The 22,916-nt window shown below is 63.7% G+C and carries 24 protein-coding genes; 5 read left to right on the forward strand and 19 right to left on the reverse strand.

Annotated elements, in window-relative coordinates; translation table 11 throughout:
- Positions 1-700: 700 nt before the first annotated feature.
- Positions 701-2,527 carry a LysM peptidoglycan-binding domain-containing protein gene (locus J2857_RS17030; RefSeq protein WP_210011268.1) on the reverse strand — a complete coding sequence of 609 codons (1,827 nt, stop codon included), beginning with the start codon at positions 2,525-2,527 and terminating at the stop codon, positions 701-703.
- Between the two features lie 145 nt (positions 2,528-2,672).
- Here J2857_RS17030 and J2857_RS17035 point away from each other — a divergent pair, with 145 nt between their 5' ends.
- On the forward strand, positions 2,673-3,302 hold the full coding sequence (locus J2857_RS17035) for a TIGR00730 family Rossman fold protein (protein WP_210011714.1): 630 nt from the start codon (positions 2,673-2,675) through the stop codon (positions 3,300-3,302).
- A 17-nt stretch (positions 3,303-3,319) separates the two neighbouring features.
- Here the strand turns inward: J2857_RS17035 and J2857_RS17040 are convergent, their stop codons facing one another.
- A complete protein-coding gene (locus tag J2857_RS17040; protein ID WP_210011269.1) occupies positions 3,320-3,649 on the reverse strand; it encodes a DHCW motif cupin fold protein in 330 nt (109 codons plus the stop codon).
- A gap of 19 nt (positions 3,650-3,668) precedes the next feature.
- On the reverse strand, positions 3,669-4,583 hold the full coding sequence (gene rarD, locus J2857_RS17045) for an EamA family transporter RarD (RefSeq protein WP_210011270.1): 915 nt from the start codon (positions 4,581-4,583) through the stop codon (positions 3,669-3,671).
- A gap of 151 nt (positions 4,584-4,734) precedes the next feature.
- Here rarD and J2857_RS17050 point away from each other — a divergent pair, with 151 nt between their 5' ends.
- Complete coding sequence (locus J2857_RS17050) at positions 4,735-5,607, forward strand: protein-L-isoaspartate O-methyltransferase family protein (protein ID WP_210011271.1); 873 nt, start codon at positions 4,735-4,737, stop codon at positions 5,605-5,607.
- Between the two features lie 159 nt (positions 5,608-5,766).
- On the forward strand, positions 5,767-6,456 hold the full coding sequence (locus J2857_RS17055) for a pentapeptide repeat-containing protein (RefSeq protein WP_210011272.1): 690 nt from the start codon (positions 5,767-5,769) through the stop codon (positions 6,454-6,456).
- A gap of 56 nt (positions 6,457-6,512) precedes the next feature.
- On the opposite strand, the gene J2857_RS17060 is transcribed toward J2857_RS17055, so the two are convergent.
- Together J2857_RS17060 and rsgA are read right to left on the reverse strand one after the other, a co-directional pair.
- Positions 6,513-6,671: a hypothetical protein gene (locus J2857_RS17060; protein ID WP_172745617.1), complete on the reverse strand. Its 159-nt coding sequence runs from the start codon at positions 6,669-6,671 to the stop codon at positions 6,513-6,515.
- Positions 6,672-6,942: 271 nt separating this feature from the next.
- Positions 6,943-7,965 (reverse strand): ribosome small subunit-dependent GTPase A, encoded by a 1,023-nt coding sequence (rsgA, locus tag J2857_RS17065; RefSeq protein ID WP_210011273.1) that lies wholly within the window; start codon positions 7,963-7,965, stop codon positions 6,943-6,945.
- 144 nt (positions 7,966-8,109) lie between these two features.
- Between rsgA and J2857_RS17070 the strand changes: the two genes are divergently transcribed.
- On the forward strand, positions 8,110-9,090 hold the full coding sequence (locus J2857_RS17070) for a phosphotransferase family protein (protein WP_210011274.1): 981 nt from the start codon (positions 8,110-8,112) through the stop codon (positions 9,088-9,090).
- 99 nt (positions 9,091-9,189) lie between these two features.
- Here the strand turns inward: J2857_RS17070 and cimA are convergent, their stop codons facing one another.
- The 8 genes from cimA to J2857_RS17110 all read right to left on the reverse strand — a co-directional run bounded on the left by cimA (position 9,190) and on the right by J2857_RS17110 (position 15,831).
- Entirely contained in the window at positions 9,190-10,806 is a 1,617-nt protein-coding gene (gene cimA / locus J2857_RS17075; RefSeq protein ID WP_210011275.1) for a citramalate synthase, read from the reverse strand.
- A gap of 155 nt (positions 10,807-10,961) precedes the next feature.
- Positions 10,962-11,921: a prolyl aminopeptidase gene (gene pip / locus J2857_RS17080; protein WP_210011276.1), complete on the reverse strand. Its 960-nt coding sequence runs from the start codon at positions 11,919-11,921 to the stop codon at positions 10,962-10,964.
- Positions 11,918-12,406, reverse strand: a complete 489-nt coding sequence (locus J2857_RS17085; RefSeq protein WP_210011277.1) for a GFA family protein — start codon at positions 12,404-12,406, stop codon at positions 11,918-11,920. Before J2857_RS17085 ends, pip begins: the two co-directional genes overlap by 4 nt.
- Entirely contained in the window at positions 12,403-12,930 is a 528-nt protein-coding gene (locus J2857_RS17090; RefSeq protein WP_210011278.1) for a GFA family protein, read from the reverse strand. Before J2857_RS17090 ends, J2857_RS17085 begins: the two co-directional genes overlap by 4 nt.
- Complete coding sequence (locus J2857_RS17095; RefSeq protein WP_210011279.1) at positions 12,927-13,427, reverse strand: GFA family protein; 501 nt, start codon at positions 13,425-13,427, stop codon at positions 12,927-12,929. Before J2857_RS17095 ends, J2857_RS17090 begins: the two co-directional genes overlap by 4 nt.
- Positions 13,424-13,822 (reverse strand): VOC family protein, encoded by a 399-nt coding sequence (locus J2857_RS17100; protein ID WP_210011280.1) that lies wholly within the window; start codon positions 13,820-13,822, stop codon positions 13,424-13,426. The genes J2857_RS17095 and J2857_RS17100 overlap by 4 nt, the downstream gene beginning before the upstream one ends.
- Before the next feature lie 35 nt (positions 13,823-13,857).
- Entirely contained in the window at positions 13,858-15,243 is a 1,386-nt protein-coding gene (gene cysS / locus J2857_RS17105; RefSeq protein WP_210011281.1) for a cysteine--tRNA ligase, read from the reverse strand.
- Positions 15,244-15,450: 207 nt separating this feature from the next.
- Positions 15,451-15,831, reverse strand: coding sequence for a hypothetical protein (locus J2857_RS17110; RefSeq protein WP_210011282.1), 381 nt, complete (start codon positions 15,829-15,831; stop codon positions 15,451-15,453).
- Between the two features lie 178 nt (positions 15,832-16,009).
- Between J2857_RS17110 and J2857_RS17115 the strand changes: the two genes are divergently transcribed.
- A complete protein-coding gene (locus tag J2857_RS17115; protein WP_210011283.1) occupies positions 16,010-16,402 on the forward strand; it encodes a low affinity iron permease family protein in 393 nt (130 codons plus the stop codon).
- 19 nt (positions 16,403-16,421) lie between these two features.
- On the opposite strand, the gene J2857_RS17120 is transcribed toward J2857_RS17115, so the two are convergent.
- The 6 genes from J2857_RS17120 to alr all read right to left on the reverse strand — a co-directional run bounded on the left by J2857_RS17120 (position 16,422) and on the right by alr (position 22,667).
- Positions 16,422-16,652: a hypothetical protein gene (locus J2857_RS17120; RefSeq protein WP_210011284.1), complete on the reverse strand. Its 231-nt coding sequence runs from the start codon at positions 16,650-16,652 to the stop codon at positions 16,422-16,424.
- Positions 16,653-16,677: 25 nt separating this feature from the next.
- Entirely contained in the window at positions 16,678-17,418 is a 741-nt protein-coding gene (locus J2857_RS17125) for an SDR family NAD(P)-dependent oxidoreductase (RefSeq protein WP_210011285.1), read from the reverse strand.
- 227 nt (positions 17,419-17,645) lie between these two features.
- Positions 17,646-19,148, reverse strand: a complete 1,503-nt coding sequence (gene purF, locus J2857_RS17130; protein ID WP_210011286.1) for an amidophosphoribosyltransferase — start codon at positions 19,146-19,148, stop codon at positions 17,646-17,648.
- A gap of 155 nt (positions 19,149-19,303) precedes the next feature.
- Positions 19,304-19,891, reverse strand: a complete 588-nt coding sequence (locus tag J2857_RS17135) for a CvpA family protein (protein WP_210011287.1) — start codon at positions 19,889-19,891, stop codon at positions 19,304-19,306.
- Positions 19,892-19,995: 104 nt separating this feature from the next.
- Positions 19,996-21,399, reverse strand: coding sequence for a DNA repair protein RadA (gene radA / locus J2857_RS17140; protein ID WP_210011288.1), 1,404 nt, complete (start codon positions 21,397-21,399; stop codon positions 19,996-19,998).
- A 104-nt stretch (positions 21,400-21,503) separates the two neighbouring features.
- Positions 21,504-22,667 carry an alanine racemase gene (gene alr, locus J2857_RS17145; RefSeq protein WP_210011289.1) on the reverse strand — a complete coding sequence of 388 codons (1,164 nt, stop codon included), beginning with the start codon at positions 22,665-22,667 and terminating at the stop codon, positions 21,504-21,506.
- Between the last annotated feature and the right edge of the window lie 249 nt (positions 22,668-22,916).

A 22,916-nucleotide genomic window follows, 5' to 3' on the forward strand; every position in this document is an offset into this window, starting at 1 on the left:
CGGGGGCTGCCGGCGCGGAAATGCGCGGTTCTCGCTGGTGCAGGGCAACGGCGGTGCCTTCGCAGCGTGTCGGGTGGAGCGAGGACCTCGCGTTATCCGGGTCGGGTGCGACAACGGGCCGACTCGGGGGCACTGCCAGTTTCTGCTGTGGCTCAAGGAGATTCCTGCACCGAGCGCTTTGGCCGCAAACCCGGGCGGCCGCACCGGACGTCGTGTCCGGTGCGGTTTTGGTTGGGAAAAAGGGCAGGCGGGGTATTTCGGGATACTGGGTGTTCAGGCTTTCCGCCTGCCCCGACCGTTTCCTGCAGCTTTCCGAGAGTTGTCAGTTCCCGTTCCACTACGTTCGACGGCCATCACCGGAAACCGGGGTCCGAAAACCCTTGGACGAGGATGCCGGTTCGCGAACCCCGTTTCCCATCCGATGACGGGGGCATTATGGGGCGGCTTCGGAAGGCGGGGATGGCTGGGGAAATGAATGCGGCTAAAGACTTGGTTGGGTTGGGCGGTTTTTTCACGAGGTGGGAAATTGTCCCCGGTTTCTTGGCAGGGGAGATGCGCAGGAAAGGTCATTCGCACCGCCGACGCGGCGCGGCTGGATTCCTGTGACAAGCACAGGGATGAGGAAGGTCGGGGAGCCGCGGCAATCCCAAACGATGTCCCAAATGGACCAGGAGGGGTATTGATACCCCAAATCGCCCCCTTACGACCGGCGCTGTATCATCCGCTGGCGATGGAGTTCTTCGGCGTCCGGCAGGGCCTCGTCCGGTACGCCGAAAATCTGGCCGGGCTGGATGACGTCGGGGTTGCGGATCTGGTCTTCGTTGGCGAGGTAGATCGTCGTATAGCGCACACCCTGGCCGTAGACGCGGCGGGAAATCTGCCAGAGTGTATCGCCGCGGCGGATGATCACCGAGCTGCGTTCGCTCTGAGTCAACGGCTCCTGCTGGATGGTGCGGGTGCCGCTGGCGTCGGTCACCGTCATCGGGGCGGCTGTGGTGGCCGGAATGCCGTGCAGTTCGCGGGCAATGACCGGGCCGACGGCGCGGGCGATCATTTCGCCGATCCGCTTCAGGCCGGCCCCGACGCTTGCGACATCCTTGGGAAGCGCGTCGAGCGCGGCGCCTGCTGCGGCCGCGTTCTGGACGGTGGTTTCGGCAAGCACCCGGGCGGAGGCGGCCGCCTCGGCCGGCAGGCGGTATTCGGATAGCGATTTCAGGGCGATCGAGGTGGCGGAGCGGGCGGCTGCCATCTGTTCCGCAGAGGGTACGCGGCCGTCGTCGTAAAGCCCGCGCAGCAGGTTGAAGGCGCGTACCGCCTCATTGCGCAGCTTGTCGAAGGCGCCGCTGTCGGCCGCCGACATGCCGTTATTGGCGGCCTGCGACGCCGCAACGGCGGCGACCTGATCGCCGGCCGGGCGGTTGAAGGGCACTTCGACCCGTACCAGAGGCTGGCCGCCGGCCCCGAGCACCTCGACGCCGATCCGATGGTCGCCGACTGCGAGGTCGATCGCTCCTTCGATCACGAAACTGCCGTCCTGGCCCGCCTGGGCGGTGCCGATCGGCCGGCCGTCGGCTTGGCCGCGCAGCAAGGTGCCGGCCTTCGTGTTACCGGCGACGAAGATCTTGTTGCCCTCGATTTCGACAGCCGTGATGCGCAGTTCAGGTGCAGCGGATGTCGCCGTCGGAGAGGCGGGCGTCGAGACCGGTATGCTCGGCGCGGAAGACGCAAGATTGGACGAACCGGACGGCGGTGCCGGCAGGGTGGCAACGGAGGGCGTGGCCGACGGGTTGGCGGAGGGGGCGGCCGACGGGGCGACAAGCGCGGGGCTGGCGGGAGCCGGATTGGCGGCGGGCGAAGCTGCCGCGGCCTGGGCGGCCGGCTGCGCAGCGCTCACGCCAGGAAGAGTTGCGGCGTCCGGGGTCGGCGTGGCGATCAGGCGGCTTGCCTTGCCGGGCTTGGTGACCATGGCGAGCAGCTTGCCGTTCTTGTCGGCGGGCACCGAGACGGTCGCCGTTTCTTCCGACACGGTGGTCTTGCCGTCCTTGCCGATCGCCTTGAGCACGAGCTGGTGGTCACCGGGCGGCAGCGGCTTTTCCAGGATGGCGGCGAAATCGCCGCTCGGGCCGACATCGACCTTGGCGACGGTCGCGGCGCCATCGGTGACTTCGAGCTTGGAATTGGGGGCAGCGCGGCCGGCGATCACGGTCGAACCGTCCGGCTCGACGCGCAGCACGTCGAAGGAGGGCGGAGTCATCGCGGTCGTCTGGCCTGCTGGGGAAGACGCGGCAGGCTGGGCCGTCTGCGGCGCGGTGGCAGCGGCCTGGTCGGCCGGCTTTGCGGCGTCGGGCGCCCTGGCCGTCGGCTGGGGTTCCGTCACTGCGTCCTTGACGGCATTGCCTGCGGCATTGATCGCATCGCCGATCGGCTTTGAATCCTTGTTTATCGCAGGCATCACCAAGAACACCATCAGCAGCGATGCGATAGCCAATACGATCAGAGCCAGCCAGCCGGCGCGGTTTTTCATCATCAATGCCTCTCCCGACAGCTATGGCTGTCGCATATTCGGATTAACCTTTTCCTCCCGCCTTCACAAGCTTTTCACACGATAAACCCTTGCTCTTCCGGGCATTTCCCGTCAATTTTGACGACCGGGGGCAGGTTTGGCCCTCCCTTTGAAATGCGTTGCGGAGAAAACTGTGCCGATTCGATCCATTTGCGTTTACTGCGGCTCGCAGCCGGGACGCGATCCCGCCTATATTGCAGCCGGCCGTGCGCTCGGAAAATCCATCGCCGCCCATGGGCTTCGGCTTGTCTATGGCGGAGGCACCAAGGGCATCATGGGTGCGGTCGCAGCCGGCGTTCTGTCGAACGGTGGTCAGGTTACCGGCATCATTCCCGAATTCCTGGTCGACATGGAGGCCACGCGCCATTCGCTCGGCCAGCTCGACGAGCTGATTGTGACCGAGGACATGCATGCGCGCAAGCACAAGATGTTCGAGCGCGCTGACGCTTTCGTGACCCTGCCGGGCGGTATCGGCACGCTGGAGGAGATCGTCGAGATCATGACCTGGGCGCAGCTCGGGCGGCATGAGAAGCCGATGGTGTTCGCCAATATCGGCGGTTTCTGGGATCCGATGCTCGACCTCATCACCCACATGCGCGAACAGGGTTTCATCCACCGTGCGCATCTGGTCCAGCCGCTGGTCATCGCCGATGTTGAGGAGATCGTTCCGGCGATCCTCGAACAGGGCGAGGACCGCCTGCCGTCCGGTGGCGAAGACGCGGTGATTTCAAGGCTTTGAGAGCAGGCGCTTAACTTCTAGTCGACGATGAAGAGCCGGGCTCCGGCCGATGTCGACGAGCGGTGGGGCTCGGCATCATCCGCCACCTGATAACTCATGCCGGGCTTCAGCACGAAGACCCGGCCGTCTGTGAGTTCCGTCGTCAGCTCGCCTTCAAGGCAGAGCAGGATATGGCCTTTGACGCACCAGTGGTCGGCGAGATAGCCCGGGGTATATTCGACCATCCGCACCCGGATCCCGCCGAAATGGCATGTCTGCCAGGTCGCCAGTCCCGTATCGCCCTTGTGCTCGGTCTTCGGTACGGCGCTCCAGTCGGTGGTGCCGAACGGGATATCGCTGATTTTCATGGGAATGCTCCGGAAAGGCCTATCGGCCGCGCGCCTGCTTCAGAAGAGACCAGGTATAGATCGCCAGTGCCGTCCAGATCAGCACAAAGGCACCGAGCTTCACGGGGCTGAGTGGCTCGTGGAAGGCGAAGACCGCGACCAGGAAGATCATCGTCGGGGCAATGTACTGCATGATCCCGATGGTCGACAGCTTCAACAGTTTGGCGCCGTTGGCATAGATCATCAGCGGTGCGGCGGTGATGATGCCGGCGGCCATCAGAATGAACGTGTCCCAGCCGGTCGAGTTGAGGAGATGGCCCTGGCCGGTCGATTCCAGCCAGATCACATAGGGCAGGCAGGGAATGCTGATCAGAAGCACTTCCAGGAAGAAACCCTGGTTCGGGCCGATCGGCAGGGTTTTCCGGAACAGCGCATAAAACCCCCAGGTGACGGTGAGCGCCAGCGAAACCCACGGCAATCCGCCCGCGTCATAGGTGAGGATCGCCACCGCCACCGCCACAAGGCCGATCGCGGCGAGCTGAACCGGCGCCAGCCGCTCCTTGAGCAGGACCGCCGCTAGGAAGATGCTGAACAGCGGATTGATGAAATAACCGAGCGCCGCATCCAGCGTCCGGCCAGCGGCGACCGCCCACACATAGATGCCCCAGTTCGCCATTATGATCAGGGCGGTCAGGCATGCCATGGCCAGCATGCGCGGGTTCTGCACGGCCACCTTGAGATCGCCGGTGCGACGCAGGACCAAGAGTACGGCCCCGGCGACCGGCACTGACCAGATCGCCCGATGCGCCAGTACTTCCAGCGAAGGAAGATGGGCAACCGCCTTCAGATAGAACGGCAGGAAACCCCAGAGGAAATAGGCCGTCAGCCCGAAGGCGAAGCCGCGCGGCGTATCTTCGTTCTTCACTGTCGTCGCCGGGGCGGTGTCGGTGGCCATGCGGGTGTTTCCGGTATGTTGTTCTGGTTGTCTCCCGTTTAAACGAATGGGTCGAGCCGGACCAATTCATTTCATTGAAGGACCAATCGTTTGTCGCGATTCCGTCGGCTTGGCTTGCGATAGTGATCCCCTGTTAGAACGGAGGAATTGGATGAATTTTGAGAACCAGCCGTTGCACCGGCAGATCTATGCCCGCCAGATCCTGGCCAAGGCCGGCGTTGGGGCCAACGATCGGCTGCTTGCCGCCTTCGCCGCCGTGCCGCGCGAACAATTCGTGGGCCCGCCGCCCTGGGTCTACAATGATTTCCGCAATTACCGCGAGCTCGCTTCCACAGATCCGCTGGTGCTCTACCAGGATGTGCTGGTCGGGCTGGACACGGCGCGCGGCGTCAACAACGGCATGCCGTCGCTGCATGCCGGAGGCCTCCACGCGCTTGGCATCCGCGACGGCGAGACGGTCGCCCATCTCGGCGCCGGGACGGGCTATTACACGGCGATCATCGCCGAGCTGGCCGGGCCGTCGGGCCGGGTGATCGCCGTCGAATACGACGAGGCTCTCGCGGAAAAGGCGCGGCGGAACCTGGCCGGTTACGCCAATGTCGAGCTCGTCCGTGGCGACGCGACCGAATGGCCGAAGGAGGATGCGGACGTGATCTACGCCAATTTCGCGCTCGACCACCCGCCGGCCGCCTGGATGGACAATCTCGCGGTCTCCGGGCGCGCACTCTTCCCGCTCGGCTTCCCGGCGACCGACCACGGCCGGTCGAGCGGCTTTACCCGTTCCGCGGGTTTCCTGATGATCGACCGCCGTGCCAAAGGTTTTGGCGCCAGATTCCTGCAGCCGGTCTCCTTCGTCTGGGCCGAAGGCCAGCAGCCACCTCCGCCGGGCCGCCACGAGGGCCTCGCCGAAGCCTTCCGCTCGCGCCGCGGCTATCAGGTCCGCAGCCTGCGCTGGCGGCAGCCGCCTCAAGAGGGCGAGTGGTACGGCGAGGAGGATTGGGGGCTGAGTTTTGAGGAGGTGTGAGGGGGGGAGGGTTAGGGATGCCGTACCGCCTCATGTCCCGTAGTTGATCGCCCTGCCAAAGGGGGAGATCATTGGGAGTCTGCCGCGCCGTCCCACCGGTTGTTTCCAACCCGAATCTCTGATCAACCACGCAAACAAATGTCGGCGGAGGCGAATGTCATGGCGGAGCAGGATTCCATCGAGCTTTTCGAACAGCAGATCGGACGCGCGGACGTGCTCGGCTTTACGGCCGCCGGAAGCACCGTGGTCCTGAACGGCTGCACGCTGGAGGCGGCGGACCTGTCGGGGCTCGATCTTCAGCGCTGGGAATTCAGGAACTGCAGGATGACGAATGTCAATCTGCGGGCCGCGGATCTCGAAGGGGCCAAGTTCGAGGGATGCCGGGGACCGTTCGCCAATTTTTCAGGCGCGAACCTCGCGGAAGCGGAATTCCGGAACTGCGACTTCAACAACGCCGTTTTCCTGGAAGCCAAAATGAACGACACCCGGTTCGCTGGCTGCAAGCTGACGGGCGCCAATCTGACGCGGATCGCCTCGCTCGGCCTGTCGTTCAAGGAGACGATCCTGGCGCAGGCGAGGCTTCCCGCAGTGTCGTTCCGGAGATCCCGGATCGAGCGGGTCGATTTTGGCATGGCCGATCTGTCGAAATGCGATTTTCGCGATGTCGTGTTCGACGGCTGCAGCCTGCGCGACGCGGGGCTTGTCGATGCGAGGTTCGAAGGGGCCGATCTGCGCGGCGCGGACCTCGGTGGGCTGAAGCTGATCGACGCCAGGAAGTTCAAGGGTGCCACGATCTCGCGGCAGCAGGCCGGAGATATCCTGGCGGAACTGGGACTGAAGGTTCAATAGCCGGGTGCGGCATCCTCAGTCTCCGGTTCTTCCAGTCGTCTTGCAGGTGAGCAGGGTTAGACGGCCACCCGCCGTGCTTCCTTGTCGGCCGACTTGCGGTCTGCGCCGTGTTTTTCGATGATGGCCTTCGCATCCTCAACCGAAATGCGATGCTTCTTGGCAAAGGGGATAGGTTGGTAAGGCTGGTCCGGGGTGTTTGCTTTTTTATCAGACATGGACGTCTCCGATCTCGATGCTCCGGCAGGATGCCGCAGCCTCTTGGATGAATGAAATAGTGAGGGAGTTGGTTGCCAGGCGCTGCTGCGACATTACCGCGAGCGGCCACCTCAATATGTCGTCTATATGGTACGAAAGCCCCCGATACACAATGGCCAGGATCACAGCCAAGGATCAGGTCTGCAGGATCCGGCAAGGCACCGCATCGAAACTCTGCCCACTCCGGCCCCCACGGGGGTCTTGCAGGGACGGTATTGCCGCACGAACCCTTCAATATTTCTTCTTGCGGACGATCTTGTTGCCCCGTGGCCCGCTCAGCACCGGCGTCCTGTCGCGGTTTTCCGCAAGCAGGCTGCGCCAGCGTTCCAGACGCTCGGCGGAAAGTTCGCCGCTGGCGACGGCCGCCTGCACCGCGCAGCCCGGTTCGTGGGCATGGGTGCAATCGCGGAACCGGCAATTCGGCGCCAGATCGGTGATCTCGGCAAACAGCGTATCGATGCCGTCGGTAACGTCGCTGACATAGAGCGTCCTGATGCCCGGCGTATCGATCACCCAGCCGCCGCCCGCAATCGCATGCAGCGATCGTGCCGTCGTGGTGTGACGGCCCTTCGCGTCATGTTCGCGGATGCTTCCGGTCTTCTGCATCGTATCGGAGTGAGGTCCGGCCAGGGTGTTGACCAGCGTCGACTTTCCGACGCCGGAGGAACCGACCAGGGCGACGGTCTGCCCGACACCGCACCACGGCTTCAGGAGGGAAACCGCATCGTCGGACCGTGCATTCAGGACGACCACCGGCAGGTCGCGCTGCAGCGCCTTGGCCTGCTGCTCAAAGAGGCCGGCGTCTTCAACCGTGTCGGCCTTGGTCAGCACGATCACCGGATTGGTGCCTGCCTGGTTGGCCATGATCAGGTAGCGTTCCAGCCGTCCGGGGTTGAAATCGGCATTGCACGACGTGACGATGAACAGGGTATTCACATTGGCTGCGGCAAGCTGCTGGCCGTGCCCGCCTTCCGAACGCCGCTGAAACACGGTTTTCCGGTCGAGACGGCGCACGAACAGGCCTGTCAGCGGGTCGGCAAGAACCCAGTCGCCTACCGCAAACTCCGCGGTATTGGCATTGGCAGGCAGTTCTAGATCGACCGGCCCATTGACATCGATCGCATCGACGCGCGCCCGGTGAACGGAGGCAATGCGCCGGACCAGGAGTTCCGTCTCGTCCGGCCCGACCTGAGCCGCAAAGAAATCGGACCAGCCGAGCAGTTCAAGCGATGAAGGCGGGTTGGAGCCGGTCAAGGTTCGATACGGAAATTCGGGGACGACGTCATGGGTAGGCTTTCCGCAGGTTGCGATTGCGTGGTTTTATGGAGAACCGCGTTGTCCACGCTCCAACAGTGTCGATAGCGGGTAACCCAATACAGCAATCACTGGACGGTGGAAATGGCGCCGCAGCGAAGAACGACCCTCGAGCTCGACGGGGAAACCGTCAATCGGCTCGTCCAGCACCTCGATCGTGATTTTGTCGCCAGCGGCTTCAACAGGCTGGAGGGCGGCAGTACCGAGGTTTACAGGATCGATCTCGTCGCGGCGGAGCACGGCCCGCTCGTCCTCAAAATCTATCCGGATCAACCCGAATGGCCGCCGAGGAAGGAGAACCTGGTGGCCGGCTGGCTGGAAGGGCTGATACCGCCTGTTCCCCGGTGGCTGCGGGTCGATGAAACGCGCACCCTTCTGCCGTTGCGCTACGCTCTGTTGACGTTGTTGCCCGGCCGTTCGCTCCGCCACTGGATGGGCGAACCGGATATCGCGCAGGCTTATCGGCAGATGGGAGAGCTGCTGAGGCAGGTTCACGCCGTGCCCATGCCAGCCTATGGCTACATTCGCGGCGACGGGATCGACAAGCCGTGTCCGACCAATACGGACTATATGACGGCGGCGTTCGAAGACGTGTTCCGGCGTTTTCGCGATCTCGGCGGCGATGCCGAACTCGGGCGAAACCTCCAGCGCCTTGCCGAAGGCAGTTTTGGTTTGCTGGCCGAAAGCGCCGGCCCGGTGCTCTGCCACGACGACTTCCATCAGGGCAATGTGCTCGCGTTGCGCGACGAGGCAGGAGATCTTCGGCTGAGCGGGCTCGTCGATTTCGGCAACGCGCGGGCAGGAGACAGGCTCTTCGATCTGGCCAAGGCTCTGTTCTGCTCTTCGCACGAGGACCCGCGCAGCCATCGGCCGATCCTCGAAGGTTACGGCCGGACCGATCATCCGGATATGGAGCGGGCGCTGTGGCTCTACACCCTTTTCCACCGCACCAGCATGTGGTGCTGGCTGACCAAGCTCGGCGTCGATGCGACGGCCGAGACCGGCCCCGGCGGTCTTATCCGGAATCTGCGCGAGATGGCTGGCCGAGGCTCTGCGGTGAGCTGAACGACGCCCGGACCAGCGCGGCGCGGTGGAGTTCGGAACGGCGCATGGTAGCGACCGCCGGAAGATGGCGAGGCTGCCTCAGCCTCGCTCTCACCAGCCTCACTCAGCCGCGATCTTCCCCGCCAGCTGGCGGTTTTTCATCAGCTTGTAGATGACCGAGTCCATCAGCGCCTGGAACGACGCGTCGATGATGTTTTCCGAGACGCCGACCGTCCACCAGCGCACGCCGGTGCTGTCGATCGATTCGATCAGAACGCGGGTGATCGCCTCGGTGCCGCCGTTGAGGATACGCACCTTGAAGTCGGCGAGCACCAGGTCGTCGATCTCGTGCTGGTATTTGCCGAAGTCCTTGCGCAGCGCCCGGTCGAGCGCGTTGACCGGGCCGTCGCCTTCGGCGACCGACATCAGCGTCTGGCCGTCGACGACGAGTTTGACCACCGCCTCGGAGACGATCTTGATGCGGCCGTGGCTGTCGAACCGGCGCTCGACCATCACCCGGAACCCTTCGACCGAAAAGAACTCCGGAATGGTGCCGAGCGTGCGGCGGGCAAGCAGTTCGAAACTGGCATCCGCGCCTTCATAGGCGTAGCCGGTTGCCTCGCGTTCCTTGACGATCGAGATCAGCTGGTCAAGCTTCGGGTCGTCCTTGCCGACCTCGATGCCGCGGCGCTTCAGCGCGTTGATGAAGTTCGACTTGCCGCCCTGGTCGGACACCATCACCTTGCGCAGGTTGCCGACGCTCTCCGGCGTCACGTGTTCGTAGGTGCGCGGGTCCTTCAGCAGCGCCGAGGCATGGATGCCGGCCTTGGTGGCGAAGGCAGACGCGCCGACATAGGGCGCCTGGTGGTTCGGCGAGCGGTTCAAGAGCTCGTCGAAGGCGTGGCTGAGGCGGGTGAGGCCGGTCAGCCGCTCCGCGTCGATCGCCGTCTCGAACCGGCTGGAGTAAGCGTCTTTCAGGGCAAGCGTCGCGATGATTGTCACGAGATTGGCGTTGCCGCAGCGTTCGCCGATGCCGTTGAGCGTCCCCTGGATCTGCCGACAGCCCGCCTCGATCGCCGCGAGCGAATTGGCGACCGCCTGTCCGGTATCGTCATGGGCATGGATGCCGAGCGAGGCGCCGGGAATGCCCGACGCGATCACCGCCTCGACGATGGCGCGGATCTCGCTCGGCTGGGTGCCGCCATTGGTGTCGCAGAGCACCACCCAGCGCGCGCCGGCTTGATAGGCGGTCCTGGCGCAGGCGAGCGCATATTCCGGATTGGCCTTGTAGCCGTCGAAGAAATGCTCGCAATCGACCAGCGCTTCCTTTCCCGCGCCGCGGGCCGCCTCCACGCTGTCGCGGATCGATTCCAGGTTCTCCTCGTTCGAACAGCCGAGCGCGACCCGCACATGGTAATCCCAGCTTTTCGCGACGAAACAGGTGGCGTCGCTTTTCGCCTGCAGCAGCACGGCCAGGCCCGGATCGTTGGAGGCGGACATGCCAGCCCGCTTGGTCATGCCGAAGGCGACGAATTTCGATTTTGCCGTCCGCTTCTGGGAAAAGAACGCGGTGTCGGTCGGATTGGCGCCGGGGTAGCCGCCCTCGACATAATCGAGGCCGAACTCGTCCAAAAGGTTGGAAATGGCGATCTTGTCCTCGACGGAAAAATCGACGCCGGGGGTTTGTTGCCCGTCGCGCAGCGTGGTGTCGAAGAGATAGATGCGTTCGCGTGTCATGGGTGCTCCTCCTGGAGCGGTGGTTCTAATTCTAGGCCGTCATCCTCGGGCTTGACCCGAGGATCCAAGGCCAAGCTTACGGGTTTGATGGAGGCGACCCGCCGACCGAAGAGATGGATCCTCGGGTCAAGCCCGAGGATGACGGAGGTATGGTTCTAAACCTTCCCCGCAAACCGGTCCGTCGCGCGGATCAATTGGTCAGTGATCCCCGGTTCCGAGACCGCATGGCCGGCGCCTTCGATGATGTGGAAATCCGCGTCCGTCCAGACTTTCGAGAGCTGCCAGGCGTATTTCAGCGGGCAGGGCATGTCGTAGCGGCCGTGCACGATGACGCCCGGAATGCCCTTGAGCTTCACCGCGTCGCGCAGGAGCTGCCCGTCCTCCAGCCAGCCGGCATTCATGAAGAAGTGGTTTTCGATGCGCGAGAAGGCGAGCGCGAAATGGTCGTCGTCGTGGTCCGACGCCAGTTCGGGGCTCGGCAGAAGCGTGATGGTCGAGCCTTCCCAGACGCTCCAGGCCTTGGCGCAGCGGATCTGCTCGGCCGTGTCGGTGCCGGTGAGGCGGCGGTGATAGGCGGCCATCATCTCGTGGCGCTCGGCTTCCGGAATGGGGGCGACGAAGGCTTCCCACTTGTCCGGGAACATTTCCGAGACGCCGAACTGGTAATACCAGTCGAGCTCCGGCCTCGTCAGCGTATAGATGCCGCGCACCAGGAGTTCGCTGACCCGTTCGGGATGGGTTTCCGCATAGGCGAGGGCCAAGGTCGATCCCCAGGAACCGCCGAACACCTGCCATTTGTCGACGCCGGTCATTTCACGCAGCCGCTCGATATCGGCGACCAGGTGCCAGGTCGTGTTGGCTTCGAGGCTTGCATGCGGGGTGGAGCGACCGCAGCCGCGCTGGTCGAACAGCACCACGTCATAGAGGTCCGGATTGAAGAGCCGGCGCTGGTTGGGGTTGCAGCCGCCACCGGGGCCGCCATGCAGGAAGATGGCGGGTTTGGCGCCCGGCGTGCCGACCCGCTCCCAATAGATCACATGGCCGTCGCCGACATCGAGCTGCCCGGTCGCGTAGGGTTCGACCTCGGGATAGAGGGTACGCAGAACTTCAGTCATAGATGGAGACCTTTTGCCGGCCAGTTTTCGGTATCGTGATCGGGATGCTGGAAGGAGATGATCTGCTCCTGCTTGACGGCGTCCTCGCCTGAGTCGCGGACCGGCTGGTCGAAGATCGTCGTCACCCACGGGATATGCGAGGCGTAGTTCACCTGGATCTTCGGGGCGAGGTCGCTGCGGTCGTCGAAGGCGCCGATCGCCAGTTCCAGCCCGCCGGGATAGCGGTAGGTGAGTGGCGTGCCGCAGTTCTCGCAGAAGCCGCGGTCGATATTGACCGAGGACTGGAAATATTTGGGCTCGCCGCGGGTCCATTCGACGCCGGAGCCGTTCCCCTCGGGCGGTGCGCTGACCAGCGGCCCGAAAAAGCCCCCGAAGGCCTTCTGGCACATGCGGCAATGGCAGATCGAGGCGCGGCCGAGTTCACCGTGGATTCGGAAGCGCACGGCGCCGCACTGGCAGCCGCCTGTTCTAAGGGTTTCGCTCATCGCTTGTTCTCCGGTGGCTGGTTTTCTGGCGGGCGGGGCTCCGGTATATCGTTCTCTGGCGGCCAGATTTCAGTATCGTGGTCGGGATGCTGGTAGGAGACGATATCGGCCAGGAAGGGGGCGGTGTCGATATCGTCCATCGTGTGGCGCGCCGGCAATTCGGACAGCCGGTCGACGAAGGGAAGCTTGCCCTCGACGCCGAACTGCACGACCGGCGGCAGCAGGGCCGGGTCGTCGAAACTGCCGGCGGAGATGGCAATCCCGTCCGCCGCCTCGTAAGTCATCGGCGTCCCGCAATTCCCGCAGAAACCGCGCCGGACATGGTTCGACGATTGGAAATACTTCAGTTCGCCACGCGTCCAGGTAAGCTTCGCCTCGCCGGTCGCCACCAGCGGCGCGTAATAGGCGCCGAAGGCCTTCTGGCACATGCGGCAATGGCAGACCGAGGAATCGAACGGCTCTCCTTCAAGCCGGAAACGGATCGCCCCGCACTGGCAGCCGCCGGTTCGGATGGTATCGCTCATGAATGACCCTCCGCATGTCGCTTGCCTCGAGGCCAGACCTCTGTGTCGTGGTCGGGGTGCTGGTTGCTGCTGGCCGAGACAGTCTTTTCCTGTTCCTCGGTCATGTCCATGGCGATATCGTGCTGCAGGTGGTCGAGCTCGCCGAACCAGGACATCTTGTGGGCAAGATTGGTCTGCAGCGCCGGCTTCACCGATTGCGGATCGTCGAGCGAACCGAGCGTGATGCTGATATGATCGCTCGACCCGTCGTAGAAGAGCGGTGTGCCGCATTTCTCGCAGAAACCGCGCCGCACGGTTTCCGACGACCGGAACCATGCCGGCTCGCCGCGCGTCAGCTTGAAGTTTTCATGCATCACCCCGCCGAGCGGCATGAAATAATTGCCCGCCGCCTTCTGGCACATGCGGCAATGGCACAGATGCGGAAACCCGAGCTCGCCCTCTGCCCGGTAGCGTACCGCCCCGCACTGGCACCCACCGGTGTGGATCGCCGCGCTCATCCTTGAGTTCCTTCCTGCGCATGACACACCGCCTCGATATTGTTGCCGTCGGGGTCGAAGACGAAGGCGCCGTAATAGTTCGGGTGGTAATGCGTGCGCAGGCCGGGCGGACCGTTGTCGCGGCCGCCGGCAGCGATCGCGGCTTCGTAGAAGGCGTCCACCTCGGCGCGGCTGTGGGCGGTAAACGCGACGTGCTGGGAATGGCCGGGGACCGGCTTATCCTCATGCAGCCAATAGATCGGTCGCTCGCGCCCGTAGCCGCCGACCTTGACGCCGCCGGTATATTCGGCCGGAACCATGTAAAGCAGCGAGGCGCCGAGCGGCGCGAAGGCTGCGTCGTAGAATGCCTTGGCCCGGTCGAAATCCGCGACCTTGATGCCCATGTGATCGATCATCGCCTGCTCCTCCGCGTTGTTCCAGGAAGTGAAGCTTACCGCTTCACCTCCCAGATCGTCACCCTCTCGCCCGTCGCCGGGTCCTTGCCGTCCTTGAGCTGGATGCCCTTGTCCGACAGTTCGTTGCGGATCTTGTCGGCCTCGGCGAAATTCTTCGCCTTGAGCATTTCGAGCCGCAGGGCGACCAGCGCATCGACGGCGGACGCCAGTGCCTCGTCGACCTCGGTTTTCTCAGGCAGCACTCCGAGAAAGGCGGCGCTGGCGGCAAACACCGCAAGTGCCTCCGGGTCGCCGTGGGCGTCCTGCGCCAGGGCGTGCAGCGCCTGAACGGCGGCGACCGTGTTGAGGTCGTCGGCAAGCGCGTTGATGACGGTATCGCAGGGGACCGCGCCGGAGGCTTCTGCCGCCGGCCACTTTGCGAGAAGACGTTCGGCCTCTTCCAGCCGCTTCACCGAAAAGTCGATCGGCTCGCGGTAGTGCGTCATCAGCATGGCAAGCCGCAGCACCTCGCCCGGCCATTTGCGACCGCCGAACGCTTCGGTGTGCAGCAGGTCGTAGATGGTGATGAAATTGCCCTCGGACTTCGACATCTTGCGGCCTTCGACCTGCACGAAGCCGTTATGCATCCAGACATTCGCCATCACCTCCGTGCCATGGGCGCAGCGCGACTGGGCGATCTCGTTCTCATGGTGCGGAAAGATCAGGTCCAGCCCGCCGCCATGGATGTCGAACTCCTCGCCGAGATAACGCCGGCTCATCGCCGAGCACTCGATATGCCAGCCCGGCCGGCCGCGGCCCCAGGGGCTTTCCCAGCCGGGTTCGTTGTGGGACGAGAGCTTCCACAACACGAAATCGGCCGGGTTCTTCTTGTGCGTATCGACGGCGACGCGGGCGCCGGCCTGCTGCTCGTCGAGCGGGCGCTTGGAAAGCTGGCCGTAGTCGCGCATCGACTTGGTGTCGAACAGCACTTCGCCCTTTGCGACATAGGCATGGCCGTTGCCGATCAGCTTCTCGATGATCTCGATCATCTCGGCGATGGTGTCGGTAGCACGCGGCTCGACGGTCGGCTCCAGATTGCCGAGCAGGGCAATGTCCTCGTGATACTGCGTCTCGGTCTTTTCCGTGACGAGGCGGATCGCCTCGTTGAGCGGCAGGCCGGGATGGTCGCGCAGCGCCCGCGCGTTGATCTTGTCGTCGACGTCGGTGATGTTGCGGGCATAGGTCACGTGAGCCTCGCCATAGACGTGGCGGAGCAGCCGGAACAGCACGTCGAAGACGATGGCCGGTCGGGCATTGCCGATATGGGCATAGTCATAGACCGTCGGGCCGCAGACATACATGCGCACGTTCTGGGGATCGATCGGCGCGAACGCCGTCTTTTCACGGGTCAGCGTATTGTAGAACCTGAGCGGAATGCTCATCGAAAAATCTCCCGACAACAAGGGGCCGGCCGGACCGGGTCGTTTGTCTTCAAGGCTTTTCGAGAGACGAAAACGGCCGGGCCAGCGCGAACGCTAGCGGATAATGATCCCACAAATGGAAATCGCCGTTTTCATGGAAGTGGTTATGGCGCGGGGAAGCCGTTTGGTCAAGTGGGCTTCACCCGCGCCGGGCCTCCGAAAGCGGCCTTATGCCGTCCTGCGACCGATGCCGTTCCTGGCGACCGTGAACAGGAAGATCAGCATCGAGATGGCGGTGAGGATCGAGCCGATCGCGGCCAGCGCCTCGCCGCCCGAGGATACCGCCATCGCGATGCCCGGCACGAGACAGAGCACGCCGAGAACCGCAAAGCCGAGATGGACCTTCGACAGCAGGGTATCCGCAGCCGCCGGCGTGGCGGTGTAATAGAGGCCGAAGATCCCCATCGTCGTCCAGCCGACCAGGTTCAGATGCGCATGCGCCGGCGCCATCAGATGGTCGCCGGAGATTGCCATCTGAATGCCCCAGAACATGCCGACGGTGACACAGAGCACGGCTGCGCCGAAGAAATAGAAAGCGATATTTCTCATCAGATTGTCCCCCGAAATATGAAGTTCCTGCGCCCTATCGCAGGGCCCCCAGCATAACGGAAAATCCGATTTTCATACACGGGGTATCTCCCGGGTCGCCGCTGGTGTGCCACCGGGATCAAAACATGGGTTTCGCACGTTGACGGACACGAATTCCACCAATCGGATGGATGCCAAAATGGCCAGCCAGGATAGACACCACAACGTTTTCGACATCTTCTCGAGCGCCATCTCCTCCTGGTCGGGAAAGCCGGTCACGTTCGTTGCGGCCGTCGTGCTGATCGTCATCTGGGGCGTTACCGGACCGTTCTTCGGATTTTCGGAAACCTGGCAGCTGGTGGTCAACACTGGCACGACGATCATCACCTTCCTGATGGTCTTTGTCCTGCAAAACTCCCAGAACAGGGATGGCGAGGCGGTCCAGGCGAAGCTCGACGAACTGATCCTGTCCAGTCAGGCCGCCAACGAGTTCATCGGCATTGAAAAGCTGGACGAGAAACAGCTCCGCAAGCTCAGCGAAAGCCTGCAGCGCCGTGCCAAGGAGCTGGATCAGGAGGCGGGGAGGGTCTGAGGCAACCGAAGTTGCCGCGTCAGCGTCCTTTGTCGGCGGGGGGATTGCTGTTGTCGAGCAGGGCTTGGGCGATGGATTTGCGCCGCGCGTCGTCGGTCATGGCGGAGCTGATCAGCCGCATCGCCTCCATGACGGCGGCGTCGCCATGCTCGCGGTAAAGGCGGGCCATCGCCGCGGCAACCAGATTGGCGGTTGCCGTCGCCTGTTCTCTCTGCTCGTCGGTAAGGTGCGGTTGCAATGTCGAACGCAAGCCTCCATGCCTTGATGGGTCGCGTCTATTCCGGCGCGCGAAAATCCACGAACTTGTTGTCGCGCACGACGAACAGGCGGCCGGTATCCTGAAGATCGGGGGAGGCGAGGAAGAGGATCTTTTCGGCGACTTCCGACGGATGCGGCAGGGTTTCCGGATCTTCGCCGGGCACTGCCTGGGCGCGCATCGCGGTGCGGGTGGCGCCGGGATTGACGATGTTGACCTTGAGCGGCGTGTGGTTGGTCTCGGCGGCCCAGATGCGGGCCATGTTCTCCACCGCCGCCTTGGAGATCGAATAGGCGCCCCAGAAGGCCGGCGCCTTGGAGGCGACGCCCGACGACATGATCAGCGCCCGGCCGGCATCGGATTTGGTCAGCAGCGGCTCGACCGAGCGGATCAGCCGCCAGGTGGCGGTGACATTGGTCAGCATCACCTTGTCGAACACCTTCGCCTCGATGTGACCGAGCGGCGAGATGACGCCGAGGATGCCGGCATTCGCCACGAGGATGTCGAGCTTGCCCCAGCGCTCGAAGATCGAGGCGCCGAGCTTGTCGATCGCGGCCATGTCGGTGATGTCGAAGGGGACGAGCGTGGCGGTGCCGCCGGCCGCCTTGATCGCGTCGTCGAGATCCTCAAGGCCGCCGACGGTGCGGGCGGTGGCGATCACATGCGCGCCGGCTTTCGCGAGCGCCAGCGCCGTGAAATAGCCGATGCCCCGCGATGCGCCGGTCACCAGCGCGATCCTGCCCTTCAGATCGATAGTCATGATTTTCCGCCTTCAAAATGCAATGCGCGCCGATAGATCTTCGAGGAGGAGGCGGCTGCTTTTTTGCACCAGTCCGGCCTCGATCTCCCTCATCCCTGTGCTTGTCACAGGGATCCAGTGCGCGCAAGTCCTTGCGCGCGGGAGACCCTTTTCGTCATTCGCAGACCTGCGCGCAATAGGCGTCAAGCTTGCTCGACATCTGATTTCAGCTTCGGGAGAAGCTCACCTCAGCCGTTGCTGGCCAGAACCGAAACTTTCCGCCCCATCGTCTCGCCATCCTTGTCGAGCAGGCGGGTCGGATAGTCGCCGGTGAAATAATGGTCGGTGAATTGCGGGCGGGCGGGATTGCGGTCCTCGCCGCCGACGGCGCGGTAGAGGCCGTTGATCGACAGGAATTCCAGCGAGTCCGCGCCGATATACTGGCACATGGCTTCCAGGCTGTCATACTGATTGGCAAGCAGCTTGTCGCGGTCCGGCGTGTCGATGCCGTAGAAGTCCGGATAATAGATCATCGGGCTGGCGACGCGCAGATGCACTTCCTTGGCGCCGGCATCGCGGATCATCCGCACGATCTTCAGCGAGGTGGTGCCGCGCACCACCGAATCGTCGACCAGCACGACGCGCTTGCCCTCGATCATCGCCCGGTTGGCGGAATGCTTGAGCTTGACGCCGAAGGCGCGGATCTGCTGGGTCGGCTCGATGAAGGTGCGGCCGACATAGTGGTTGCGGATTATGCCGTATTCGAACGGGATACCGCTTTGCTGCGCGTAACCGAGGGCAGCCGGCGTGCCGCCATCCGGGACCGGCACCACCACATCGGCCTCGACCGGGGCTTCCTTGGCAAGGTTGATGCCCATGTTCTTGCGGGCGACATAAACGCTGCGGCCGCCGACGACGGAATCGGGACGGGCGAAATAGACGTATTCGAACAGGCAAAGCCGTTCCGCCTGGCCGTTGCCGGCCTTGCGGGCGTCGATCGAGATCGAACCATCCGGCTGGATCTCGCAGATGATGACTTCGCCGTTTTCCACATCGCGGACGAATTTGGCGCCGATGATGTCGAGCGCGCAGGTCTCCGACGCGAAGATCGGCTTGCCGTCGAGTTCGCCCATGACCAGCGGGCGGATGCCGGTGGGGTCGCGGGCGGCGATCAGCTTGGTGCGGGTGACCGCGAGCATCGAATAGCCGCCTTCCATCTGCCGGATCGCATCGATGAAGCGGTCGGCGGTCGACGAATAGCGGGAGCGGGCGATGAGATGCAGGACGACCTCGGTATCGGAGGTCGACTGACAGATGGCGCCGCCGGCGATCAGTTGCCGGCGCAGGGTCAGGCCATTGGTGAAATTGCCGTTATGGGCAACTGCAATGCCGCCGACTTCGAGTTCGGCAAACAGCGGCTGGACGTTGCGCAGCGCCACTTCGCCGGTGGTCGAATAACGGTTGTGGCCGATCGCGATATTGCCGGGCAGGCGGGCAAGGGTGACGGGATCGGTATAATGGTCGCCGACGAGGCCCATGCGGCGTTCCGAATGGAAGCGTAATCCGTCGAAGGAGACGATGCCGGCGGCTTCCTGGCCACGGTGCTGCAGGGCGTGCAGCCCGAGCGCCGTCAGCGTCGCGGCCTCTGGATGGCCGAGAATGCCGAACACGCCGCATTCCTCATGTAGAGTATCGCCATCCCATTCATTGACGCTGTCTGCGGCGAATGTCTCGGAAACCGGCTGATTCATCTTGGCCCCTTATCCCTTTGGACAACCTGTCCCTGTCGGAAAAATGGAAAGGCCGGCCGGGGGAGTATCTCCCCGGAAACCAGCCTGTTTTTCACTTGGATGCGAATGTTACCACAAATGGTGACGTTTTGCGCTGCATCAAGCGCAAGATCACGTCAATTATTTGTCGCAGGCGCGTCATCTGCCGCCGGTTGATCCTGAGCCGGAGCGCCATCGGTGGGCGCTGCCTCGCGGCCGAGGATGCGGGCCCGGATCTGTGGCTCGATATCGGCGGGCAGCACGGCTTCGAGGCGCGCGACCAGCGTGTCGAGGAACGGCTTGGATTTCGCCTGGGTCACCCAGGTCGGCTGGGCGTTGGCGGCCACCAGCCAGTTCCAGAATGCGACGGCGACGACGAGCAGCAGGATGCCGCGGGCGGCGCCGAACAGGAAGCCGAGCGTCCGGTCGAGCGCACCGATGCGGCTGTCGATGATGAAATCGGCGATCCGCGTGGTGATGAACGAGATGACGATCAACGCGATAATGAAGATGGCGCCGGCGGATGCGGCGATCGCGATGCGCTCGTCACTGAGGTGCGGCTTCACATAGGGCAGAACCAGAGGGTAGAGGTAATAGGCGGCGGCGACTGAGCCCGCCCAGCTTGCGATCGACAGCACCTCTCGCGAAAAACCGCGAACCATGGCGAGTACGGCGGAAAACAGCGTCACAGCAATGACGATACCATCGAAAATCGTGATGGGCATATATGATCTACTCCAGACTTGCCGACTTCAAGACTTGCCGGCTTCAAGCCCGGCGCCCCGCCTTACCGCAGCCGTCATACATCAGCGGGCTTGTTAACGGAAGATCAATCATCTTCCGGCGTTTGTCTCAGCTTGGCGGCGGAACCCGCGATGCGGGACACCAGATCCGGCAGGTCCTCGATCGTCACCCAGCGTCCGTTGACACCTTTCGGCACCTCGGCGGACGTGGCCGGCAGCATCGCTCCTGCAAAACCAAGTTTCTCAGCTTCCTTAAGGCGTTGCGCAGTCTGTGAAACCGGCCGCACCGCGCCCGAGAGGCTGATTTCGCCGAAATAGACGCAATCGGCCGGCAGGGCAAGGCCGGCGAGCGACGATACCAGTGCGGAAGCGACCGCAAGGTCGGCCGCGGGTTCGGTGATCCGGTAGCCGCCTGCGACGTTGAGATAGACGTCGTGCTGTCCGAGCTTGACGCCGCAATGGGCCTCCAGCACCGCGAGGATCATCGACAGGCGCGACGAATCCCAGCCGACCACGGCGCGCCTGGGCGTGCCGAGCGAGGTCGGCGCCACCAGCGCCTGCACCTCGACCAGAACCGGCCGCGTACCCTCCATGCCGGCAAAGACGGCGGCGCCAGGCGATTTCGAGTTGCGCTCGCCGAGGAAGAGTTCGGACGGATTGGTGACTTCGCGAAGCCCCTTGTCGGACATTTCGAAGACGCCGATCTCGTCGGTCGGCCCAAATCGGTTCTTGACGGTGCGCAGGATGCGGTAGTGGTGGCCGCGGTCGCCTTCGAAATAGAGGACCGCATCGACCATGTGCTCGACGACGCGCGGGCCGGCGATCTGGCCTTCCTTGGTGACGTGGCCGACAAGGACCATGGCGGCCCCGGTCTGCTTGGCAAACCGGATCATCGCCTGCACACCGGTACGCACCTGGGTGACGGTGCCCGGCGCCGAATCGGCGGTGTCGCTCCACAGCGTCTGGATCGAGTCGATGATCACGAGGTCGGGGCGCTTGCCTTCGCCGATCGTGGCGAGGATGTCCTCGACATTGGTTTCGGCGGCAAGCAGCACCTCCGTATCGGCGGCATCCAGGCGCTGGGCGCGCAGCCGCACCTGCGCCACCGCCTCTTCGCCCGAGACGTAGATGATCCGGTGGCCGCGGCGGGAGAGGGCGGCGGCCGCCTGCATCAGCAGCGTCGACTTGCCGATGCCCGGATCGCCGCCGACGAGCACCGCCGAGCCGCGCACGAAACCGCCGCCGGTCGCCCGGTCTAGCTCGGAAATGCCGGTGAAGATGCGCGGCGCTTCCTCGGTTTCCCCCGACAGCGTGGTGAGCGCCACGGCGCGGCCCTTCTTCGGCACCTTGCCGGGGCCTCCACCGATGCCGCCCATCATGTCGTCTTCGATAATCGTGTTCCACTCACCGCAGCCGTCACACTTGCCGGCCCAGCGGTTATGCACCGTGCCGCAGTTCTGGCACACGAATTGGGTCTTGGATTTTGCCATGGGGTCAGTTGCCGCCTTCGATATTCACAACATTCCACCGTGAACAAAAGCGGAACTTTTCTTCTCTAATCCGAAAATGCAGATGATGGCAAGGAGGAAGGGAGTTATTCGGCCTCGATATACCGGCGCTCATAGCGCAGGCCGAGGCTGGTGAGCAGCTCGTAGCCGATCGTGCCGGCGGCGCGGGCGACGTCGTCGAGGGCGACGTTGGGGCCGAACAGTTCGACATAGTCACCGGCCTGGATGTCCGAGGCCGGGATATCGGTGACGTCGAAGATCGTCAGGTCCATGGTGATGCGGCCGATCACCGGCACCTTGCGGCCGGCGACAAAGCCGAAACCGCCCTGGGCGACCGTCTGGCGCAGCGGCACGCCGGAGCCGGAGAGCGCCCGGCTGTAGCCGTCCGCATAACCGGCAGAGACGATCGCCAGCCGGCTGTCGCGGGAAAGCTGGTAGGTGCCGCCATAGCTAACCGTCTCGCCCTTTTTCCCGTCGCGGATCTGGATGATGCGGGCTTCCGCCTTGGCGACCGGCTTCATCGGGTTCGGTACCCCAACGACCGCCTCGCCGCCATAAAGCGCGATACCGGGGCGGGTGAGATCGAAATGATAGTCCGGGCCTAAAAAGATACCGGCGGAGGCAGAGAGGCTCGTCTCGATGCCTTCGAAAGCCTCCGCGACCCTCTGGAAAGCGGAAAGCTGTTTCTGATTGAGCGGCGAGGAGGGAGTATCGCCGCTGTGGAGATGCGAGAGCACCAGGACCGGCGAGAAGCTTGCCGGACGCGACACGTCGTCGGCAAAAGCGATGGCATCCTCGAGCGGCAGGCCGAGACGATTGAAGCCGGTGTCCACCTGCAGCGCGCAGGGGTGGTCGCCATATTCCGAGGTCACCGACATCCAGAAGGCGAGCTGTTCTTCCGAGGCGAGGACCGGCACGAGGTCGTGTTCGAAGAACATTCCCTCCTGGCCGGGCCAGATGCCGGAGAGAACATAGATGCGGGCATCCGGTGCATAGGCGCGCAGCGTTACGCCCTCCCGTGCCACGGCGACGAAGAAATCCCGAGCGCCGGCCTCGTAAAGCGTAACGCCGCAATCCTCAAGCCCGAGCCCGTAGGCGTCTGCCTTGACGACAGCCGCTGCCCGCGCTGTCCCCGAACGCCGCGCCATCTCCCGCCAGTTGTCGGCAAGCGCACCCAGATCGACCGTCAGCCGGACGGGTGCGATATCGAAATCGTCGGGATAGGAAAGCTCGCTGTCGAAATCGGTCATGTCGGCTCGTTGGGCATGAGGACGGTTGCAACGATCCTACCGGTTTCGAAGGCAGGAAAAAGACCGCGCCCGGAAAATCCTTCGCGCTGCACAATCTTTTAGGGGCGAGGTAGTTGCGATTGGAGAGTGTCCCTCATTCGGCTACTGCCACCTTCTCCCCGTTTGGACGGGCAGAAGGACACAAGCCGCATGCTCCAGGTCCCGACGTACGTTGGAGTGAAACGGCGCGGCAAGTCTCTTCTCCCCGCT

The sequence above is a fragment of the Neorhizobium galegae genome (assembly GCF_017877055.1).
In the GTDB taxonomy this organism is placed as follows: domain Bacteria; phylum Pseudomonadota; class Alphaproteobacteria; order Rhizobiales; family Rhizobiaceae; genus Neorhizobium; species Neorhizobium galegae_D.

Coding starts and splice junctions, on each gene's coding strand:
- J2857_RS17030 (WP_210011268.1), bottom strand. CDS start 2,527: ATGATGAAAAACCGCGCCGGCTGGCTGGCTCTGATCGTATTGGCTATC.
- J2857_RS17040 (WP_210011269.1), bottom strand. CDS start 3,649: ATGAAAATCAGCGATATCCCGTTCGGCACCACCGACTGGAGCGCCGTA.
- rarD (WP_210011270.1), bottom strand. CDS start 4,583: ATGGCCACCGACACCGCCCCGGCGACGACAGTGAAGAACGAAGATACG.
- J2857_RS17050 (WP_210011271.1), top strand. CDS start 4,735: ATGAATTTTGAGAACCAGCCGTTGCACCGGCAGATCTATGCCCGCCAG.
- J2857_RS17055 (WP_210011272.1), top strand. CDS start 5,767: ATGGCGGAGCAGGATTCCATCGAGCTTTTCGAACAGCAGATCGGACGC.
- J2857_RS17060 (WP_172745617.1), bottom strand. CDS start 6,671: ATGTCTGATAAAAAAGCAAACACCCCGGACCAGCCTTACCAACCTATC.
- J2857_RS17070 (WP_210011274.1), top strand. CDS start 8,110: ATGGCGCCGCAGCGAAGAACGACCCTCGAGCTCGACGGGGAAACCGTC.
- cimA (WP_210011275.1), bottom strand. CDS start 10,806: ATGACACGCGAACGCATCTATCTCTTCGACACCACGCTGCGCGACGGG.
- pip (WP_210011276.1), bottom strand. CDS start 11,921: ATGACTGAAGTTCTGCGTACCCTCTATCCCGAGGTCGAACCCTACGCG.
- J2857_RS17085 (WP_210011277.1), bottom strand. CDS start 12,406: ATGAGCGAAACCCTTAGAACAGGCGGCTGCCAGTGCGGCGCCGTGCGC.
- J2857_RS17090 (WP_210011278.1), bottom strand. CDS start 12,930: ATGAGCGATACCATCCGAACCGGCGGCTGCCAGTGCGGGGCGATCCGT.
- J2857_RS17095 (WP_210011279.1), bottom strand. CDS start 13,427: ATGAGCGCGGCGATCCACACCGGTGGGTGCCAGTGCGGGGCGGTACGC.
- J2857_RS17100 (WP_210011280.1), bottom strand. CDS start 13,822: ATGATCGATCACATGGGCATCAAGGTCGCGGATTTCGACCGGGCCAAG.
- cysS (WP_210011281.1), bottom strand. CDS start 15,243: ATGAGCATTCCGCTCAGGTTCTACAATACGCTGACCCGTGAAAAGACG.
- J2857_RS17110 (WP_210011282.1), bottom strand. CDS start 15,831: ATGAGAAATATCGCTTTCTATTTCTTCGGCGCAGCCGTGCTCTGTGTC.
- J2857_RS17115 (WP_210011283.1), top strand. CDS start 16,010: ATGGCCAGCCAGGATAGACACCACAACGTTTTCGACATCTTCTCGAGC.
- J2857_RS17125 (WP_210011285.1), bottom strand. CDS start 17,418: ATGACTATCGATCTGAAGGGCAGGATCGCGCTGGTGACCGGCGCATCG.
- purF (WP_210011286.1), bottom strand. CDS start 19,148: ATGAATCAGCCGGTTTCCGAGACATTCGCCGCAGACAGCGTCAATGAA.
- J2857_RS17135 (WP_210011287.1), bottom strand. CDS start 19,891: ATGCCCATCACGATTTTCGATGGTATCGTCATTGCTGTGACGCTGTTT.
- radA (WP_210011288.1), bottom strand. CDS start 21,399: ATGGCAAAATCCAAGACCCAATTCGTGTGCCAGAACTGCGGCACGGTG.
- alr (WP_210011289.1), bottom strand. CDS start 22,667: ATGACCGATTTCGACAGCGAGCTTTCCTATCCCGACGATTTCGATATC.